20 protein-coding genes are annotated in these 16,556 nt (G+C 36.4%); 9 read left to right on the top strand and 11 right to left on the bottom strand.

Annotation, left to right across the window (positions count from 1 at the left end):
• Positions 1-154: 154 nt before the first annotated feature.
• The 6 genes from dprA to ACUN24_RS12845 all read right to left on the bottom strand — a co-directional run bounded on the left by dprA (position 155) and on the right by ACUN24_RS12845 (position 5,027).
• Positions 155-1,249 carry a DNA-processing protein DprA gene (gene dprA, locus ACUN24_RS12870; protein ID WP_445562836.1) on the bottom strand — a complete coding sequence of 365 codons (1,095 nt, stop codon included), beginning with the start codon at positions 1,247-1,249 and terminating at the stop codon, positions 155-157.
• Between the two features lie 51 nt (positions 1,250-1,300).
• On the bottom strand, positions 1,301-1,567 hold the full coding sequence (locus ACUN24_RS12865; protein WP_132401083.1) for a hypothetical protein: 267 nt from the start codon (positions 1,565-1,567) through the stop codon (positions 1,301-1,303).
• A gap of 145 nt (positions 1,568-1,712) precedes the next feature.
• A complete protein-coding gene (locus ACUN24_RS12860; RefSeq protein WP_445562835.1) occupies positions 1,713-3,203 on the bottom strand; it encodes a S41 family peptidase in 1,491 nt (496 codons plus the stop codon).
• Positions 3,204-3,205: 2 nt separating this feature from the next.
• Entirely contained in the window at positions 3,206-3,814 is a 609-nt protein-coding gene (locus tag ACUN24_RS12855) for an HAD family hydrolase (RefSeq protein ID WP_445562834.1), read from the bottom strand.
• Between the two features lies 1 nt (position 3,815).
• Entirely contained in the window at positions 3,816-4,295 is a 480-nt protein-coding gene (locus tag ACUN24_RS12850; protein ID WP_445562833.1) for a hypothetical protein, read from the bottom strand.
• Positions 4,296-4,376: 81 nt separating this feature from the next.
• A complete protein-coding gene (locus ACUN24_RS12845) occupies positions 4,377-5,027 on the bottom strand; it encodes an ABC transporter ATP-binding protein (RefSeq protein WP_445562832.1) in 651 nt (216 codons plus the stop codon).
• 357 nt (positions 5,028-5,384) lie between these two features.
• On the opposite strand from ACUN24_RS12845, the gene ACUN24_RS12840 reads away from it, so the two are divergent.
• The 7 genes from ACUN24_RS12840 to sucC all read left to right on the top strand — a co-directional run bounded on the left by ACUN24_RS12840 (position 5,385) and on the right by sucC (position 11,138).
• Entirely contained in the window at positions 5,385-6,020 is a 636-nt protein-coding gene (locus ACUN24_RS12840; RefSeq protein ID WP_445562831.1) for a hypothetical protein, read from the top strand.
• 2 nt (positions 6,021-6,022) lie between these two features.
• Positions 6,023-6,319 carry a winged helix-turn-helix domain-containing protein gene (locus ACUN24_RS12835; protein WP_183763636.1) on the top strand — a complete coding sequence of 99 codons (297 nt, stop codon included), beginning with the start codon at positions 6,023-6,025 and terminating at the stop codon, positions 6,317-6,319.
• Between the two features lie 48 nt (positions 6,320-6,367).
• A complete protein-coding gene (locus ACUN24_RS12830) occupies positions 6,368-6,670 on the top strand; it encodes a hypothetical protein (RefSeq protein WP_445562830.1) in 303 nt (100 codons plus the stop codon).
• Between the two features lie 19 nt (positions 6,671-6,689).
• Positions 6,690-8,249 (top strand): DUF4153 domain-containing protein, encoded by a 1,560-nt coding sequence (locus ACUN24_RS12825; protein ID WP_445562829.1) that lies wholly within the window; start codon positions 6,690-6,692, stop codon positions 8,247-8,249.
• Between the two features lie 138 nt (positions 8,250-8,387).
• Complete coding sequence (locus ACUN24_RS12820; RefSeq protein ID WP_445562828.1) at positions 8,388-9,161, top strand: ferritin-like domain-containing protein; 774 nt, start codon at positions 8,388-8,390, stop codon at positions 9,159-9,161.
• Positions 9,162-9,279: 118 nt separating this feature from the next.
• Positions 9,280-9,588, top strand: a complete 309-nt coding sequence (locus tag ACUN24_RS12815) for a hypothetical protein (RefSeq protein WP_445562827.1) — start codon at positions 9,280-9,282, stop codon at positions 9,586-9,588.
• 350 nt (positions 9,589-9,938) lie between these two features.
• Positions 9,939-11,138, top strand: a complete 1,200-nt coding sequence (sucC, locus tag ACUN24_RS12810) for an ADP-forming succinate--CoA ligase subunit beta (protein WP_121282766.1) — start codon at positions 9,939-9,941, stop codon at positions 11,136-11,138.
• A 349-nt stretch (positions 11,139-11,487) separates the two neighbouring features.
• On the opposite strand, the gene ACUN24_RS12805 is transcribed toward sucC, so the two are convergent.
• From ACUN24_RS12805 to ACUN24_RS12790, 4 genes are read right to left on the bottom strand one after another with little or no spacing between them, the layout of a single operon-like run.
• Positions 11,488-11,694, bottom strand: a complete 207-nt coding sequence (locus ACUN24_RS12805) for a helix-turn-helix domain-containing protein (RefSeq protein WP_121282765.1) — start codon at positions 11,692-11,694, stop codon at positions 11,488-11,490.
• Between the two features lie 3 nt (positions 11,695-11,697).
• Positions 11,698-12,189, bottom strand: a complete 492-nt coding sequence (locus tag ACUN24_RS12800) for a DUF2975 domain-containing protein (RefSeq protein WP_445562826.1) — start codon at positions 12,187-12,189, stop codon at positions 11,698-11,700.
• 2 nt (positions 12,190-12,191) lie between these two features.
• Positions 12,192-12,785: a hypothetical protein gene (locus tag ACUN24_RS12795; RefSeq protein ID WP_445562825.1), complete on the bottom strand. Its 594-nt coding sequence runs from the start codon at positions 12,783-12,785 to the stop codon at positions 12,192-12,194.
• A gap of 2 nt (positions 12,786-12,787) precedes the next feature.
• The gene (locus tag ACUN24_RS12790; protein ID WP_445562824.1) at positions 12,788-13,243 is read right to left on the bottom strand and encodes a hypothetical protein; all 456 of its coding nucleotides are present in this window, start codon (positions 13,241-13,243) and stop codon (positions 12,788-12,790) included.
• A gap of 333 nt (positions 13,244-13,576) precedes the next feature.
• Here ACUN24_RS12790 and ACUN24_RS12785 point away from each other — a divergent pair, with 333 nt between their 5' ends.
• Positions 13,577-14,437, top strand: coding sequence for a sigma-70 family RNA polymerase sigma factor (locus tag ACUN24_RS12785; protein ID WP_010601359.1), 861 nt, complete (start codon positions 13,577-13,579; stop codon positions 14,435-14,437).
• A gap of 462 nt (positions 14,438-14,899) precedes the next feature.
• Entirely contained in the window at positions 14,900-15,559 is a 660-nt protein-coding gene (locus ACUN24_RS12780; protein WP_445562823.1) for an ATP-binding cassette domain-containing protein, read from the top strand.
• A gap of 87 nt (positions 15,560-15,646) precedes the next feature.
• On the opposite strand, the gene ACUN24_RS12775 is transcribed toward ACUN24_RS12780, so the two are convergent.
• Positions 15,647-16,510, bottom strand: coding sequence for an AMP nucleosidase (locus ACUN24_RS12775; RefSeq protein ID WP_193424865.1), 864 nt, complete (start codon positions 16,508-16,510; stop codon positions 15,647-15,649).
• Positions 16,511-16,556 lie beyond the last annotated feature (46 nt).

Raw genomic sequence — 16,556 nt, 5'->3', positions numbered from 1 at the left:
TAATTTCGAAAATTAAAATTAAAAAGAATTTAATTGCATAATCTATAATTATGATAGGCATTATAGATTGATTATTGGGCAAAACGCAATTGCGAAAGTAGGTTCGTTTCGACTGGAGTGAAACGGAATGGAGAAATCTAATATCTAGTCTTCATTACACCAACTTGTAAATTTTCCCTGGTAACGAAACAATAACGCCCTGCATCTCTAAGGTAAGGATTACAATGGCCAGTTTACTTTGCTGAATATTCAATTGCGTGCAAAGTTCATCTATAGAAAGCTGACCATTTTGTAAGGCGCTAATAACCCGCTCCTCGTTAGGCGTAAGGCTTAGCTGTAAGGTGGTTTGTTGAACATTATGCTTTACCTTTACCTCATCATCCCAGCCCAGGTAATAAATCAGGTCATTAGCATTCGTGATTAATCCGGCTCTATTAGTCTTAATCAGGAAATTACACCCTTCTGAGAAAACGTCATTTGTTCTACCCGGAAAAGCATACACATCCTTATTATAAGAGTTTGCGATTTCTGCGGTAATCAAGGCTCCGCCTTTTATTGATGCTTCAACTACAACGGTAACATCTGCAATGCCGGCAATAATCCGGTTTCTTTGTGGGAAATTAGGACGGTCAGGATTTGTCAGGATTGGAAACTCGGTGAGCAGGCCTCCATTCAAAACCATTTTCTGGGCAACTGTTTTATGAATTTTTGGATACATCCGGTCTAAACCATGACCGAGTACCCCAACAGTAGGAATATGATTTGCCAGGCATTCTTTATGTGTGGTTACGTCAATACCGTAAGCCAGGCCACTAACAATTAAAACATGATATGGCGCTAAAACTTCGCACAATTCCTTACAGAGATTTTTTCCATAACCTGTTGCATTACGGGTTCCAACTACACTAACGATACGCTGCTGATTAAAATCAACTGTACCTTTGGCATAAAGCAGGATGGGCGAATCGATACAATTCTTTAACCTTTTAGGATATCTCTCGTCTGAAAAAAATAATACTTCTATCCCATGTTTTTCAATAAAATCCAATTCCTGCCTGGCCCTGATCAAGGCATCGGTACCACGAATGGCTTCAATTGTTTTTTCTCCAATGCCTGGAATCTGCAAGAGCTGCTTTTTATTTGCCGAAAATATTTGCTCGGCACTTCCACAATAGGCAAGAAGGTTTTTGGCCGTTACCGGGCCAATAGATTTAATAAAGGTTAAGGCAATTTTATGTAGCGTGCTCATAATGTAATAAGGTTAAATAAATTCGGGATGATTTATTTCCTTAAAGCAAGCTTAAAAATCAATGTCAATTAAACTTTTTAACGGAATATGAATATTGTTTTTTAGCTGTATATATTTCTCTGTTACTGCCCAAACTGTTGTGTCAACACGTTTCGGGCCGATGGTTGTATTAAAAGTAATGACGGCTTTTGATTTAAATTCATTACCTAACCTTTGCGCTTCATCAAGTTTGGTTTGAAGTTCATGGGAGTGATCTTCCTTAGCATTGATAATATTTAAATAACTGATATGTTCCTTTTCTACAATTTCTATTGGCATGGGTCTCTTTAACGATTAATGTTAAACAAGCTTATCAATTTTTTAGAAAAAAAGCAATACTTATTTACTCAAATATTGCAGTAACTATAAAAAAGGGCCAGATTTGAGATACAAAACTGGCCCTTTTATTTATAATATGTATTAACTATTTAAATTTCAACGCCCTGGTTTCAACCATTCCTTTAAACTCATGATTAAGCTTTTCGTTTGCGGCATCTATCTTGGCCCTTGTAGCGCCCGAAGTGCTGCTTAAGATATTATCTTTTGCAAGTGCCGTAAAGTTATTGTTTGCAGAATAATATAAGGCCTGTGCCAACATTCTTTCTTCAGGATCTCCAAAATCCCTGCTTAAATCATCTGCAACATCTTTATTAACCGTCATACCCGAAAAATAATCGCCTTGATCTAATTGATTCTTAGTCTGGAACTGCGGAATATACAGGTCATTTTTATCAATCCTGATAGAGAAAAAGCCAACAGGCTTGCCATAGGTGGTTTTACCAATTAATTTAACATCAATAACAGGTTTTAAATTATTGATCAATAACTCGCTGGCTGATGCCGTACCACTTGAAACTAAAAAGTAAACCCTGGTCAAACCGTTTAAACTACCTCTTTTCGCGAAACTTTCTTGATTTCCTGCAGCTAAAGTTGGTTTGTAAGATACATCGGCATAAGAATAAAGCCTGGTTACACCATCGTTCCCTTTGGCATAAAACTTCTGGTTCTGTAAAATGGTTGCGTCCCCATCCTGCATGGTCTTGGTCCAGTAGGTGGTGTACATTACCTTCCCATTTTGTGACGGTGGTGCAATCAGGTTTGTAAATGTTTCGGACGTAGATACCGAGCCACCACCATTATACCTTAAATCTACAACAAGTTCGGTTACACCATCTGTTGTAAATTTCGCAAAAGCAGCGTCTAAAGCAGGAATGGCGTTAGTGGTAAAACTGTTAAATACAATATAGCCTACCTTTTTCGCGCCTATTGTATAAGTATTGGTATATAAAACAGGATTTATAGTGTAAGTGGCACGGTTAATTACAATGTCCTGCGTGCCCCCACCCGGTTTTACAACTGTTAATGAAATAGAAGGATTATCTCCAAATATTGAAGTGTTCAAGTTGGCAATATCGATACTGCTCGATCTGGAAGTTCCACCACCATTAACCTTGGTAATCTGATAGCCACGTTTTAATCCCTGCAAATCAGCCGGAGAACCTGGATAAACATACTTCACTCTTAATAAATCTGTAGCATCAAAATTGGCAGAGAAACCATAATCACCACCTACCCCACCAAGTTGACTAGCAACGCTCCCATCATCAATAAAAGAATATTTATCTTTTCCGCCTGTACTAGGCAAAGCTTTAATGGCATTTAAAACAGCATTATTTGAAGTGTATTGCCTCGGATTAAAAGAAGTGTAGCTTGGCATCCCCACATTCCAAAAGTAAGTTTGCTGTGCATATAGGTAAATCGAATCTTTTGTCAATTCTTCCCTGGTTCCTGAAGCACCTTGCGGAACAGTATTGGCAACAGTATCGTTCGCCGATTTTTTACACGACACAGTAAATCCAACCACAATAAGCAAAGCATATAAAAATGCATTTTGCGAAATAAATTTTCTAAGCATATTTACTTGTAAATTTCTAGTGACACAATATACGGCAAATTAATTAATTTAGATTGTTGCTCATCAAAATTATTTGCACCAACAACTAACGCTTCGTTGACGGATAAATTGTTGTTGTTTAATATGTTCTGAAAAATTTCTGCTTTAGATTGACCAAGTTCATCAACAAAGTATACGGTTAGATATTGCTCCAGACCATTCCATTCTGTTTGCTTAATTTTATTAAGTTGTTGTTCAGGGTTGCCAGCCGTTACAATAACAATTTGTTTACGGTCTATTACAAGTTCCTGCATAAATTTGAGCATATTTTTATAAAGCAAAAGCTTTAAAGGCAAGCGGGCATTTTGATGCAGCAGGTCGAAATTATACTTATATTTTGGATCAATGCCGAACTGGTTTGCTGTTTTTTCAAAAAGCTTTTCTGTGCCATTATTTTCATATTCGATACGCATAAACCCGAGAATGGGCTGTGCGCTTTTTTGCTCGGTGTACTCTATAAACTGGGCAAACAGATAATAAACCTGTAGTAAATAATCTTTCTCCGGAAATAGCACATCATCTAACTCAAAAATTACGATCTGCTTATCTTTGACGTATTGGTTTGCATCCATGTTAAATTGTAAAAAGTTTTAAATCATCGGCACTGTTAAAGCCAAAAACCCCATTCAGGTTTGAAGAACCATTTACAGAAACAAGGCTCTCTTCGGTTGAAAAAATCCGGTCACCATGAATAAACACCGCAAAATTTTGACGGGTAATCTTTTCTGTAGTTAAATAGTCAGCAATTACATCAGCATGGGGCAAAAGTACCTGGATTCCATACTCCCCAAAAAGAACTGCAGATTTAGCCAGGGGCAGAACTTCATAGTCGTGCAGAGGAATAATACAATCTATGGCTTCTGTGATGCAAAAATTTAATAGAATATGGGCAATGCTATCTTTATTGAGCAGCCCCAGAGATGAAAAGGCATAGTTTTCAGTAACTATCGCCGGCACATCACCATAATCGGCCAATAGCACAAAATGGCTGGGGAACGCTTTCATCAGCTTTAAAGCTTTGGCATTGTTCCCTCCTGTTATCAGTATTTTCAAGGTATAATAATTGAATGAATAAATTAGTAATTAATGAATGATTAAGTGATCGAATGAGTGAATTAGAGAATGATCATGACCTTAGACAATTAAACCGTCTTTCATGCTCACTACACGGTCGCTGGTTTTTGCAAGATGTTCGTTGTGCGTAACAATTACAAAAGTTTGCTGAAAGTTATCGCGCAACGTCACAAACAGCTGGTGTAATCCTGCTGCATTTTCAGAGTCTAAATTCCCTGAAGGTTCATCAGCCAATATAATTGAAGGATTATTGATCAGCGCCCTGGCAATGGCCACGCGTTGTTGTTCACCGCCAGACAGTTGATTGGGCTTATGCTGCGCCCTATCTTTAAGCCCGAACAGATCTAACAGCTCAAGCGCCCTGTTTTCAGCCTGTTTTTTATTGATTTTGGCAATAAATGCCGGAATGCAGATATTTTCAATGGCACTAAATTCTGGCAACAAATGATGGAACTGAAATACAAATCCGATGTTTTGATTTCGGAAAGTGCTCAATAAATCGCCACTCAATTTGTTTATAACCGTACCTTTTAATTCTACGAATCCTTCATCTGGTTTATCCAATGTTCCTAAAATGTGCAATAAAGTGCTTTTACCTGCACCAGATGGCCCAATAATACTTACAATCTCCCCTTTTTGTACTTCAAAATTTACGCCTTTTAAAATTTGCAGATTTCCGTACGATTTTCTTATTCCAGTGGCTTTTAGCATGGTTCAAATTTAGTAAAATGGTTTGTTAGTTCAATAGTTCATTGGCCAAAGGTTTATTGGTTCATAGTTGATAGTTTATTAGTTCATGGTACTTTTCCAATAGTTTAATCTTTATTGATTCATGAATAAGCGCCTAATAGTTGATTAGCTTACGCTTTAACTGACAATAGTTTATTGCATATTTCACATTGATTATTGAACAATTACCATTAAATATATCTCTTGAATATTCAGACTATCAGCCATGAACTATGTGACCATTAACCAACTACTAACCTACCATTAACCAAAAAAAAACAAAAAAGATTTGCAGATATCAATTTTCTATTTAACTTTGAAAAACAAAGCACTTTTAAAATGAACACTCCGGAAGAACAATTAAATACCCTGAAAGATATCAGACAAATGATGGACAGGTCATCAAGATTTATTTCTTTAAGTGGATTATCTGGTGTTTTTGCAGGCGCTATCGCTTTAATTGGAGCTTATTTTGCAAATGATGAAATTAACAAATTCATTAATAAACGGGGTTACGGTTATGGCGTAGATGGTGAAATGGACCTGGAGTTTAACCTGATAAAACTTGGTATCTTTGTTTTAGTAATTGCTTTAGCCGGCGGCATTCTGTTTACTTATAGAAAAAGTCAGAAAAACAATCTTCCCATCTGGGATAAAACCTCTAAATCACTTTTAATTAACTTATTTATTCCGCTGTTTGCAGGAGGTTTATTCATCATTGCTTTATTAATTAACCATCCGAATACTTATACCATTATTGCGCCGAGCTGTTTAATCTTTTATGGCTTAGCGCTGATTAACGCCAGTAAATATACTTACAGCGACATTCGCTACCTGGGGCTTTGCGAGGTAATACTTGGATTGATATGCATGTTTTACGTGGGTTATGGCTTAATTTTTTGGGCTTTTGGCTTTGGTGTATTGCACATTGTTTATGGTCTTTTAATGTATTTTAAATATGAGAGAGGTCAGTAAGAATGAAAAACCCTATAGCAGATTTAAATAAAATATTCGATAGCCGGATTAGGTTGGGCGTAATGTCTATCCTGGTGGTAAACGATGAAATTGGTTTTAACGACCTGAAACAAATGCTTGAGTTGACTGATGGCAACCTGGCCTCGCACCTGAATACTTTGGAACAGGCTGAATTTATTAAAGTACATAAAGGTTTTATCGGCCGCAAAACCAGCACCACCTACTCTATTACCGCTTTGGGCAAACAAGCCTTTAAAGCACATTTGGATGCACTTGAAAAAATGATTAGAAAGCTATAAACTATTTTTTTTAACTATTTACTTTGAAATACAAAGCACTTTTAAAAAATGAAAAAAGAAGAAATAAAAAGACCTGAACTCATTGAAACTGGCAAATGGATGGCCGTGTGTTCTGCCTTGATTGGCACCATCATACTTTTGGCATACTTTGCACTAAAAGTTAACGGACTTATGTTCATCGGACTGTTCTACATTTATTTTGCTACCGTAATAAATGGGGTATTTTTCCTCGTCCTCCTCCTCGAGTGCTTCAGGCAACAAAACCATTGGCGAAAAATTGCGACTATAATGCTCTTCATGCTCCTAAACATTCCCCTAAGCATATTTTATTGCTTTTTAGCCCTAAACTAACCATCAAAACTTTTAAAAAATGAAAAATAAGTCTAACCTCATGTTATTATCTGTCCTACTGGGCGGCCTGCTGTTTACTTTTCTCTTTTGGGAAGAAAGACTTGCGCTCAATCTGCTTATTTATAGCATATACCTCTTGGTAACTACCTTTATTAATCCGGATGTAGCCAAAAGCACCAAACTGAAAATTTACGGGCTGGCACACTTGCTGGCAGCAATACTGGTAGTCATTAACAATTCCGATTTATCTGTGGCAACTTATTACATCAGCTTATTAATGTTTATTGGTTTTGCCCATAATCAACAGATCAGGACAGTTTTTACTGCTTTTTTAGCGGGCATTTTACAGATGGTAACAGTGCCGTTTAATGCAATAAAACAACTAAGCCAAATCAGTATTGGCAATGTGAGCCTTAAGCCCGTTTTTACTTTGATTAAATATATTTTCATACCCATCATCATTGTAATCATATTTTCATGTCTGTATGCAGCTGCAAGTGATGTTTTCGCACATTATGCTGAGACCATCTTAACGAGCATTAGCAACTTTTTAGATAACGTATTCCACTTCTTTTTTAAAGACTTGAGTTTTGAACGCATCATACATTTTTGCTTTGGATTGGCTTTAACAGCAGGTTTACTGCTCGCATTTTTTGATAAAAGCCTCGAAAAAGCTGAGTTGAAATGTAAAGAGCAATTGGTACGGATGAGAAGAAGCTTAGGTCAGAAAACGATATGGTACAATGTGGTAGAAACATTTACCGGCAACTTGCTGACCCGAAAAATGGCACTAAAAACGGAGTACATCGTGGGAATCATTTCGTTCACTGCACTTAACCTTTTATTGCTCATGTTAAATACCATTGATATTACCACACTTTGGTTTGGCTACGAACCTTCAGGCAATTTTTCGGGAGAACTGCACCAGGGCACGAATTCATTGATTTTCAGTATTGTAATGGCCATGGCTGTAATCCTCTATTATTTTAGGGGAAACTTAAACTTTTATCATAAAAGTAAAACCTTAAGGTTATTGGCCTATACCTGGATGGTTCAGAATTTTATCCTCATCATCTCAGTATTCATCCGCGATGGCTATTATATCGAATTTCACGGCTTAACGCATAAAAGAATCGGTGTTTTGGTATTTGCCACTCTTTGTATCATTGGTTTGGCAACTGTTTATTTTAAAGTAGCCAGACAGAAAACCATATTCTACCTTTTCAAGGTGAACGGAAATATCTGGTTTGCATTATTGCTGACTTTTACGCTCATTAACTGGGATGTTTTAATCGTGAAATATAACCTGAATCATGTTGATGCCGTTTCGATCGATCCGTATTATTTAACCTCTCTGTCAGAAAAAACACTCCCTATTCTTGATAAAAACCGGTCAAAGATCCATCCTTCTAAGAATAATGACTCGGAAATTGCTAAAGTAGACCAGCCGGAAGAAGCATTGATGAGAAAATTAGATCAACGGATTGGTTATTTTAAAGAGCATTATGAAAAATCAAGCTGGTTATCATGGAATTTACAGGATTGGAATACGGCAGAATATTTTGGCTTGAATAAATAAAAACTAAATGAATAGACGATATAAAATAATAGCCATGGCATCAGCATTAATTGCACTGGCGTGGTTCGTTTTGAACCATACTGTTCATAAAATTTTCAATCTGCACATCGACTGAAGAATAAATTAATCAGCAATATCATGAAAACACAAACCTCAGCATACTGGACCAATTACTTCTCAAATAACAGCAAAATTAACAGGATTGACTGGACGCTTGAACCGGAAATTTCTGATTTAGAAAAACAAAACATACTAAAGTCCCTGCAGGCTCGGCAGCTTGGGGAAACGTCGGAAGGAAAGCACTTGATTAACGCTTCAAAAAAATATGCAAAAGCTATAAATGATGAAGAATACCTGGAGGCTGTTAAACTTTTCATTAAAGAAGAGCAAAAACATGGCAACAACTTAGGTAAATACCTCGATTTAATCGAAGAAAAGAGAATTAAGAAAAATTGGGGCGATACGTTATTCCGAAAAATAAGATATTTCAACACCAACATGGAGCTTTGGACAATCGCAGTAATTACCGTAGAAAGCGCCGCACAAATATTTTACCAGGCACTAAAAGATGCCACAAATTGCACATTGCTCAAACAAATCTGTACCGATATACTAATCGATGAGGCTGCTCACATTACTTTTCAAAGAGAACGTTTGTATATCATTTTTAATCAAAAGAATGCTTTCATGAAATGGATTGCTTACCATGCCTATTCGTGCTTCTTCCTTTGTACAAGTTTAGTGGTTTGGCAGGCACATAAAACATTATTTAAAGCAGGTAAGCTTAACTTTTATCGCTATTTCAACAGGATGAAATATAAATTAGGTAAGGTTGCGGGTAAATCTATCCTTTATGAAAAAGAAGAGCAACAGCCACTTTCATTTAAAGAATTAAATCAAAATCTTTTATAATTAACCTCTCGCCTTTGCTAAACTTTTGTTGGATTTGGTTTTCCCGGTGCAATTTAGCACCGGGAAGCAAAGGTTTAATTTTCAACTATTTAAATCGTATATTATAATTATAAAAACCATGAAAAATCAAGAAAAACTTAGCTTAGGCAAACTAAGAATGATCATCATTTTAAGCATAACGGCATTTTTATTGGCCATTCCATTGGTGGCTATGCAATTTACAAATGAAGTGGATTGGACGCTATCTGATTTTGTAACCGCAGGAGTTTTATTGCTCAGCACGGGTTTGGCCATCGAACTGGTGATTAGAAATTTAAAAGCCGGCACTTTAAGAACAATAGTTCTTGTTGTCATTTTACTGGCGCTATTTCTCATCTGGGCAGAACTAGCGGTTGGTATTTTTGGGACACCGTTTGCGGGAAGTTAAAGAACACTATTAACCGTTTTTGTTACCACAGATTTAAGATGATTAGCGCAGAGGAAATATTTTTTTTTGCATTTGCAGGAACCAACTTTGTTTTTAAGCCTGATTGCAGCGGTAAGCCCGGAGCGTAGTGAGGACTTATAGCGAAAAGCAGGGCCACCAGCCGCCACGAAGAACCGGCCCCTCACTTTCAAATGAAAAATCTCTGCGAAATCAGCTGGATACCATAAACTACCGCACATTACCGGCACTAATTTCCCGATTAACATAAAACGTTCATTTTCTGAAAAAATCGGCAATTTCTATTTGTTTAAAGGGTTTGAAATTGTAGCTTTGGGCAAATTTTGTAGCAAATGAATATTCACGAATACCAGGGTAAACAAATATTAAAAAGTTTCGGTGTTAACGTTCAAGAAGGAATAGTTGCCGATACTCCTGAGCAAGCTGTTGAGGCTGCTAAGCAACTTAAAATAGATTACAATTCTGACTGGGTTGTAATTAAAGCGCAAATCCATGCTGGTGGTCGCGGTAAAGGTGGTGGTGTTAAATTAGCCAAAAACCTTGAAGAAGTTAAACAACGTGCAACCGATATTATTGGTATGCAACTAGTTACTCCTCAAACCGGCCCAGAAGGTAAATTAGTGAGTAAAATTTTAGTGGCTCAGGATGTTTATTATCCAGGTGCTTCTGAAACCAAAGAGTTCTATATTTCTGTTTTGTTAGATCGTGCAAAAGGTCGCAATATCATCATGTACAGTACCGAAGGTGGTATGGATATCGAAGAAGTTGCCGAACATACGCCACACTTAATTTTCAAAGAAGAAATTGATCCTAAAGTTGGCTTACAAGGTTTCCAGGCCCGTAAAATAGCTTTCAACTTAGGTGTTAGCGGAGCTGCACATAAAGAAATGGTTAAATTTGTAACTGCTTTATACAAAGCTTACGAAGCTACAGATTCTTCAATGTTCGAAATTAACCCGGTATTAAAAACTTCTGATGACAAAGTAATTGCTGTTGATGCTAAAGTTAATTTAGATGAAAACGCATTATTCCGTCACCCTGATTACGCAGCAATGCGCGATGTAACAGAAGAAGATCCAATGGAAGTTGAAGCAAGTGCCTCGAACCTAAACTTCGTTAACCTTGATGGTAACGTAGGTTGTATGGTTAACGGTGCTGGTTTAGCAATGGCAACCATGGATATTATTAAATTGGCTGGTGGTGAGCCTGCTAACTTTTTAGACGTGGGTGGAACTGCAAATGCGCAAACAGTTAAAGCGGCTTTCAATATTATTTTGAAAGATCCAAACGTTAAAGCAATTTTGATCAACATTTTCGGTGGTATCGTTCGTTGCGACCGTGTTGCTCAGGGTGTAATTGATGCTTATAAAGAAATTGGTAATATCCCTGTACCAATTATCTGCCGTTTACAAGGTACAAATGCTGAAGAAGCTAAAAAATTAATCGATGAGTCTGGCTTACAGGTTTACTCAGCAATCGCTTTAAAAGAAGCTGCTGATTTAGTAACTAAAGTATTGGCTGAACAAGCGTAATAAGCTTAAAGCATTAATCATATCGTATAAACCTTTCAGTGAAAACTGGAAGGTTTTTTTATTCCCCTCTTTTAGAGGGGTGTCCGCAGGACGGGGTGTTCTTTAAACTATCATTGTCAGAAAACCCGATAGATCTAAATCTAATGGCAATTAGCTTAAATGTACTAAGATGCCTTAGGTGGTCATTTTTTTTGGAAATGTAAGTTCCTTTGTTAATTGGCAAGCGACAGTCCTGCTATCTCTTCAAGTCCTCGCTGCGCTGTGGGCTTTCCGCTCTATCAGGTTTAATAAGAACGGTTTGTGGTCCTTGGTCTGATCAAACCTCGCAGGTTTTAAAAACCTGCGAGGTTTACTCCCCTCTAAATTCAAGGATATCTCCGGGCTGGCAATCTAAAACTGCACAGATAGATTCTAAAGTCTCTAAACGGATTGCTTTCGCCTTACCGGTTTTTAATATCGATAAATTAGACATCGTAATCCCTACCCGCTCACTCAATTCGGTTAACGACATTTTACGCCTCGCCAACATTACATCTAAATTTATAATTATAGGCATGGCTTATATCGTTAAATCGTTTTCTTGTTTCAACTCAATACCTTTTCTAAATACAAATGCTATTGTTAAAAGGGTTAAACCAAAAATCAACAGCCAGATCTGAAAATCAACATTTTCAATTATCCTGAATACTATATCCTGTAGATTATTTGATTGATTTGCATAAACCATAGCGTTGTAAATAAACAGCAGAAACGGAATCATAGTGCAATACCATCCCATACGCGTAAGTCGCCCTGTATTTTCGGTACTAAAAACATTGCCCATCTCTACCGAATTAATAAATCGATAGAGATAAACCAACACCCTTGAGCTAAAGAACATAATGATCAATATAAATAAACCCTCTACCATACCCAACAGACCGCCTTTCCCACCGTCTTTATATCCTTCTTCAAAGCTCTTGGATGCATCTTTAAGCGAAAACAATATTACGATTAAAAGTGTTGCCAAATAACCCATTTTAATTAACCTAATTTGATTCTGCGTTTTCATAATTATATCGTTAAATCGTTTTCTTGTTTAAGGTTCCTCGAGTACGAGAGCAACTCATAAATAATACTGAATATGGCAATGATCGAGATTACACCTAAATTGATATTTCCGGCATCCATAGGCTGATATGTAAATGCTTTACCAATCAAATCCTCAACATAACCCTTCATCAGGAAAAAACACAGAAATTTTAAAGCAAAAAATAAAATCCCCCCTGCCCCCACCAATTGCCATAATCTATTTTCAGTAAGATCTTCAAGCCATTTTGGTCTGGTATAAGCTAAAAACAGAATCACACTTCCAATAATAAGGTAAAAAGCAGCATAGGCTCCAATGCCATCAAGTTCCTTGTCTGATAAAATAATGGCCTGCTTTAAAGTCGGTTTAAATGCATAAGTGCCAAAATGACTATTGGTAAACTTGGCAGCCCCAATGGTTTTTACTTGCTGTGCAACATTATTTTCAGTTAGGTTAATCGAAATTTGTCCGGCGTTGTAATTACCCACAGCACTAATTAAATGACTGACGATAGATACCAGTGCTATAAAAATCAGGCTAAATCCGGCATACCTAAAAATTTTTAGAAGTTTATTCATAGTTATATCGTTAAATCGTTTTCTTCTTTTAGCTGCTTATTCCTAACGAGTATCGCTGAAGCATAAAAAATTAGCAGGGTGATAATGATAAAACTTAAATTTGGGATAAAAACCATTGGCCACACACGGGTGTAAGAATAAATTATATATTCAACAGTTTCTTTTGGCCAGATAAAGGAGTTGAGTTTCGCCGTTAAACATACTAAAATTACTGTAACACAAAGTGGAACCCATTTTAAAATATTAAGCCATTTAAGTACCTCATTCTTTTGATCATTTTTTAATGAAGCTTTTAAATACCATTCTAAAAACACAAAAAACAGTGCATAAAAAACTGTAGAAATTAAGTTATAAAGATACTTTGTCCCATTCGCTCTTTCAGAATCCAGGCAGACCAAAAAGTAAAACACAGTTATTACGCCTAGTAATCTGACAAAAAATCTTAGGGCTAAAATCACCCAATAATTGACAGGCACATTTTTTAACCTGAGAAATAGAAATTTAAGAAACGTCATATTTATTTAATTATTTACCAGACAAACATAAAAAATTAATTATTACAAATCAAAATATATTTATTGATTTACAATAAATAATAATTGAAATACAACTATAATCCTTTGTATTGGTTAAAATATGTCAAAAACTTTATTGGAATGATTTTTGTTGTAAGTAAAAGTGTAAAAAACATGTGCAAACGGTAACATTTTCAGCATTTTATCCTTTCGGATTGCCGTACAATTTCGTAACTTTGCACACTTCAATAATTAAAGAGCACACAAAACGTATAAATGAGACAACTCAAGATAACGCAATCCATAACCAACCGTGAAAGTCAGTCGTTAGATAAATACCTACACGAAATTGGTAAAGTAGATTTAATAACAGCAGAAGAGGAAGTAATTTTAGCAAGGAAAATCCGTGAGGGCGATCAGGCCGCATTAGAGCGCTTAACTAAAACCAACTTACGTTTCGTTGTGTCTGTTGCAAAACAATATCAAAATCAAGGTTTAACTTTAGGAGACTTGATTAACGAGGGTAACTTAGGTTTAATTAAAGCGGCAAAACGTTTTGATGAAACTAAAGGTTTCAAGTTCATTTCTTATGCAGTTTGGTGGATCCGTCAATCTATTTTGCAGGCAATTGCTGAGCAAAGCCGTATTGTTCGTTTGCCTCTAAACCAGGTAGGTTCGTTAAGTAAAATCAGCAAAGCGTTTTCTAAGCTTGAGCAGGAATACGAACGTGAGCCTTCTCCGGAAGAATTAGCAGATATTTTAGAGACAACTGTAGATAAAATCTCAGATACTTTAAGTAACTCTGGTCGTCATGTATCTATGGATGCTCCTTTTGTACAAGGTGAAGAAAATACATTATTGGATGTATTGGAAAACCATGAGCCAAATACGGATAGTTCATTGATCAACGAATCTTTATCTGAAGAGATTAAACGTTCTTTATCTACTTTAACTGAGAGAGAAAGAGAAATTATCGTTTTATTCTTCGGCTTAGGTTCTAACCACCCACTTTCGTTAGAGGAAATTGGTGAGAAATTTAACTTGACACGCGAGCGTGTTCGTCAGATTAAAGATAAAGCATTACAACGCTTACGTCATACTTCAAGAAGCAAAATCTTAAAATCTTATTTAGGATAAGAGATTAGATGTATATCAATATTAAAAGATCAGCTAAGGCTGGTCTTTTTTTGTTTATTAGATTTCTCCGCTACGGACGAAATGACGATTACCCCCTACCGATCTTTTTTATTTACAGACAACTAAGTTTATCGTTATGATTTTATATCTTTAAATTATGTCGATTGGTTTACTCAAAAAATCCTTAACTGTATACAAGCCCATTTTTTTATGGAATGTACTGGTTAGCTTACTCACATCGGTATTTTTCATTTTAAATGGCTTTAAGGAGCCAGGGATTTACAGCTTTGCCCTATTCATCAAATTTATTGGCTGGTTATTTTCAATAGCCATCTACTTTATGTTTTATCAATCTACCGCATATTATTTCAAAAATCAGGGCGTAGGATTTAGAAAAATCATGACAAACCTGGTTTTATATGATTTAATAGTTTTTATCGGAATTTTAATTGTATCATCAACATGCAGGGACTTTTTATCGACAGTGTTAACCAATCTTTTGCAGACCGCGAAGTATTAAGCAGTGTTTACTTAAACTGTAAAATTGGCGAAGTAGTTGGTTTATTGGGCAGGAATGGATCGGGTAAATCAACCTTATTAAAAATCATTTTTGGAAGCGTCAAAGCGAACTTCAAGCACCTTAATATAAACAACAAAGTATACGAAAAAGGTTACCTATCTAAAAACCTGTCCTATCTGCCTCAGGATAACTTTATCCCAGGCAAGATTTCTATTTTGCAGGCCATTAATACTTTTTGCAAACGCGGACATGCAGAATTAAAGCAAATTGAATTTGTTGCCAGTAATTTAAATGCCAGATTTTATAATCTATCTGGCGGAGAACGAAGGTTTATGGAATGTTTACTAATGATTTATAGCGATGCCGAATATATACTTCTTGATGAACCATTTTCACAATTATCTCCGATTTGGATTGAAGAGTTAAAGAAACACATCAATAGAACAAAAGCATATAAGGGCTTTATTATTACCGATCATTACTATAAGTCCATTTTGGATATTTCTGATAGAATTGTACTGTTGCACAACAAATGTAATTACAACATCGATAATGAGGATGACCTGGTGACGCATGGCTACTTGCCAGGTTTTAAAGCTTAAATATAGGCCAATTACCACCAAGACACTAAACACACTAAGAAAATGTCTTGGCGAGCTTTGAGTCTTTGTGGTCAGCTTAATTACACGCTAAAACAACAAGTGTTTAACCGTTAATCCATTATTGATTAATTGTTTTAATGAATCGATACCAATACGTAGGTGCGTTTCTACATATTTTTCTGTCACAGTGCTATCACTTTCTGCAGTTTTAACTCCCTCAGGAATCATAGGTTGATCGGAAACCAAAAGCAAGGCACCAGCCGGTATTTTATTCGCAAAGGCCGTGGTAAAAATCGTTGCCGTTTCCATATCTACCGCCATCGCCCTTAAAGTTTTCAAGTATTTCTTAAACTCTTTGTCATGCTCCCAAACCCTGCGGTTTGTAGTGTAACAGGTTCCTGTCCAATAATCTCTACCATGATCGCGTATGGTAGTAGAAATCGCTTTCTGCAGCGCAAAGGCTGGCAAAGCAGGCACTTCTGCCGGCAGGTAATCATTTGAAGTACCTTCTCCCCTAATGGCCGCAATCGGCAAGATTAAATCGCCCAATTGGTTTTTCTTTTTCAAACCGCCACATTTACCCAAAAACAAAACTGCTTTAGGTTTAATGGCCGTTAATAGGTCCATCATGGTTGCAGCCAGGGGACTTCCCATACCAAAGTTGATAATTGTAATACCATTTGCGGTAACACTTTGCATAGGCTTATCTAAACCCATAATCGGCGCATTGTCGTTCCATTCAGAAAACATACTTACATATTTACTGAAATTAGTTAACAGGATATAATCGCCAAATTGATCTAAGGTCCTGCCAGTATAACGTGGCAACCAGTTTTTAACAATTTCATCTTTGGATTTTAATCCAGATTTAACAGGACTTTCTACTTCTTTTACTTTTTTAGATTTTTCTACAATTTCCTCGTTTTTTTTTACGTCTTTTTCTTCGTTCATATTTTTTGGTTTAGAGCCAGGCGCATGGCGCATAGCGTTAACAATA

Source organism: Pedobacter sp. WC2501, from assembly GCF_052682415.1.
The sequence above is the reverse complement of the archived record's forward strand: the minus strand, read 5'-3'. Positions and strand labels throughout refer to the sequence as shown.